Source organism: Elizabethkingia argenteiflava, from assembly GCF_009904105.1.
Taxonomy (GTDB): Bacteria; Bacteroidota; Bacteroidia; order Flavobacteriales; family Weeksellaceae; genus Elizabethkingia; species Elizabethkingia argenteiflava.
Genome location: NZ_JAAABJ010000291.1, coordinates 1 through 2,544, shown reverse-complemented (window position 1 = coordinate 2,544; position 2,544 = coordinate 1). Strand labels below are relative to the sequence as shown.

The following is a 2,544-nucleotide window of genomic DNA, read 5'->3' as shown; positions in this document are numbered from 1 at the left end:
TTATCGAATTCTTTCAAAATACTGGAAATCTGATTCGCACTGAATTGTTTCTTTTTCATAATATATAATCCTAAATTTAAACTTTTTGTCTAAATTATAGTCGTACTATTTATGGGGGAGTTTACACAATGAAGAGAAAAAAAGAGTGAAAAACTAAATTTCTATTGTAGAATATATATTTTTTTGTTTATCAAATCTATTGAAATTATTTTTCCTAACCACTCTATACTTGTCTTTCCATCATATATCAATTCATCTACAAAAAGAACTCTAGGATTTTCTTTTTTTGATAAATTATTTTGAGTTTTGATAGATTCTATATTTCCGATGTGAAACCTACTCTGTATGTTATTATTAAATTCGCTTTTTTTAACCTTTACATCCATCCTCTCTTTATCTAAACCTAAGCGTTTTATATATTTTGAGTTTATCCAAAAAGAATTGTTCCCTGCTCCAGAATCTAAAAGAACCTTTGCCTTTATATTATTATTTAATATAACATTTGTAAATATGTCTGTTGACATTCCATCATCGTTAATTTCAATGTTAATATAATTATATTTATCAGATAGGTCTAATTTATTAAATGATATGACCATTCTTTCATAATCAATTGTTATAGTTTTTTTTTGAAAGGCTGTAAAGAAATTAACCCATCAATATTTGGAACATCTATATCATATGTACTATACATTTGATTTTTAAAACTAAATTTTCCTATTTCTATATCTTCAGAGTAATAAATTGGCACTGTTAGAATTTCCCCTGTGCTTCTTTGCGCACTATAAGTCCCACATGATTTTCTTACGCCCAGTTTATTGTGAAATTTTTTAAAAAACACATTTTGCCCCGCACCTGTATCAAGAATAAAACTACCTTCTATTCCCTCTATTTTTGCCTCAACAATAATATGCCCATCCTTATTCATATAAAAAGGAATACTATGTTCATTCATCTGAGCAAACAATAAATTAGTCACCGTAGCACTAATATATGCTAATATTAATAAAGTCTTTCTCATTTTTTCAGAAAATTAAATATACATATTGAAGTTGTTTAAACTTATTCACACAAAAAGAGTTCCGAGAAAATTAGCAATTTTGTATTCATCCATTGATGAAAGAACTGATCCATAAAACTGAACTGCTTGATGGATAAATCCGCCAGACGGTCGCAGGGCTTTTTTAGGCCTTTAATTTCAGGGAAAGACCCAAGCTTGGGAGGTTCTAAAATGAAGGATCCAAATTCTAATAATCCAGATAGGGGGACTTTGCTCAGTAGCCATCCTAATTTCAATGCGCTCCAAAAGTTTTTTTCTTTTGGAATAATATTAAAATCATGCGATTGAAAGATCTATGGAAGCTCTTTTCATCATAATGAAGCAATAGATTTACAATCTCCTCCAATTGCCATTTGTTGAGCTCTTGCCACGATTTTGCAACAGTAATATACTTTGTCATTTCTTATTTTTCAACGAAGAAAACAAGAAATACAGGTATATGAAAGGACAACAAAAATGCTTTAAAGATAGCTTGATATGAGCTGAAAACACCAAATTTACTATCCGTATCGCTTTATTTCACCGGTACTCATCGCCTCGGGCATACACCTCACGATAATCGCCAAAACCATATTTCTACTCCTCTGCTTAAAAATGAAGCTTCTCCACCTTTCATTTCGTAGCCGTTCCATAGATCAATATGGTCTGTTGGACCCCAAACCATCTTTTATAAAAATAAGGCCTTTCTTTCCGCAAAAGTCGTCACTTGAAAGCTTTGGGTGATTTTTTCTTTTGTACACTCTCTTTATTCCAAATATTGTGTATTTTTTTGAAATCCAGTCTGCAAGCTCCTGTGCCCGCAAAATATGTCTTGGATTATGACCAAACCAACAGCGAACCCCTCTGAACGAGCTTAAATCAACCTTGCTTTCTCCCAAAGCAACTCCCATTCTTATAGCACATTGATCTTGAAAATTGCAGGGTTTGGAATCCTTTCCAGGGTGATTGTTCCATAAATCATAAAACTTGATCATTATTATCGGTATTTAGGGTTACGTGATTGCTTATATGTTTCTCTGGTATGGGCAAAATCCCAAAAATTTTTTTGATCTGTACCTGGGTCAACACACGTGAATCCTCCATCCAAAACTCTCTCCGTAACAATAACACTGTCTTTCTTGATGAGAATCCCCTGAGTCGCCTCTCCACAGATCTTACTGTAATCAGAATTTTCATTAAATCCAAAATATTTTTTCACATCCGTTCCTACGGTATCTCCTAAAAAAATTAAGGTATGAGCGACCTTTACATCAGGATAGGCAAACGACTGAACTTTTCCATTCCATTTTAAAAAGTAACAGGGCGGGGAAAGTTTTATATTCCCCTTTACGACACGGTCTTTTGCTTCGATTTTTATTTCTGCCTGATCTCCATTTTGCAATAATTTAAAATTGATCCCATCAACAGAAAACGTGTCCGTCACTTTTAAGATCTTCTTATTTTTCTGTGTTGTATTTTCTTTTTGGTCTTCAACTTTTGAGGTC

Annotated in this window: 7 protein-coding genes; all 7 read right to left on the bottom strand. The window is 32.6% G+C overall.

The genetic code is table 11. The features are described from left to right. Positions 1–161: 161 nt before the first annotated feature. Positions 162–599, bottom strand: coding sequence for a hypothetical protein (locus tag GNY06_RS03045; RefSeq protein ID WP_166518750.1), 438 nt, complete (start codon positions 597–599; stop codon positions 162–164). Between the two features lie 17 nt (positions 600–616). Then, positions 617–1,021 (bottom strand): aspartyl protease family protein, encoded by a 405-nt coding sequence (locus tag GNY06_RS03040; protein WP_166518749.1) that lies wholly within the window; start codon positions 1,019–1,021, stop codon positions 617–619. Between the two features lie 41 nt (positions 1,022–1,062). Continuing rightward, positions 1,063–1,296, bottom strand: coding sequence for a hypothetical protein (locus GNY06_RS03035; RefSeq protein ID WP_166518748.1), 234 nt, complete (start codon positions 1,294–1,296; stop codon positions 1,063–1,065). Next, positions 1,293–1,460 (bottom strand): hypothetical protein, encoded by a 168-nt coding sequence (locus GNY06_RS03030; protein ID WP_166518747.1) that lies wholly within the window; start codon positions 1,458–1,460, stop codon positions 1,293–1,295. The genes GNY06_RS03035 and GNY06_RS03030 overlap by 4 nt, the downstream gene beginning before the upstream one ends. 150 nt (positions 1,461–1,610) lie before the next feature. Then, positions 1,611–1,724: a type VI secretion system amidase effector protein Tae4 gene (locus GNY06_RS14020; RefSeq protein ID WP_244614349.1), complete on the bottom strand. Its 114-nt coding sequence runs from the start codon at positions 1,722–1,724 to the stop codon at positions 1,611–1,613. Beyond that, the gene (locus GNY06_RS15085; RefSeq protein ID WP_394350820.1) at positions 1,696–1,950 is read right to left on the bottom strand and encodes a hypothetical protein; all 255 of its coding nucleotides are present in this window, start codon (positions 1,948–1,950) and stop codon (positions 1,696–1,698) included. The genes GNY06_RS14020 and GNY06_RS15085 overlap by 29 nt, the downstream gene beginning before the upstream one ends. A gap of 86 nt (positions 1,951–2,036) precedes the next feature. Next, the coding region (locus tag GNY06_RS03020; protein WP_166518746.1) for a hypothetical protein at positions 2,037–2,544 on the bottom strand (508 nt) is incomplete at its 5' end.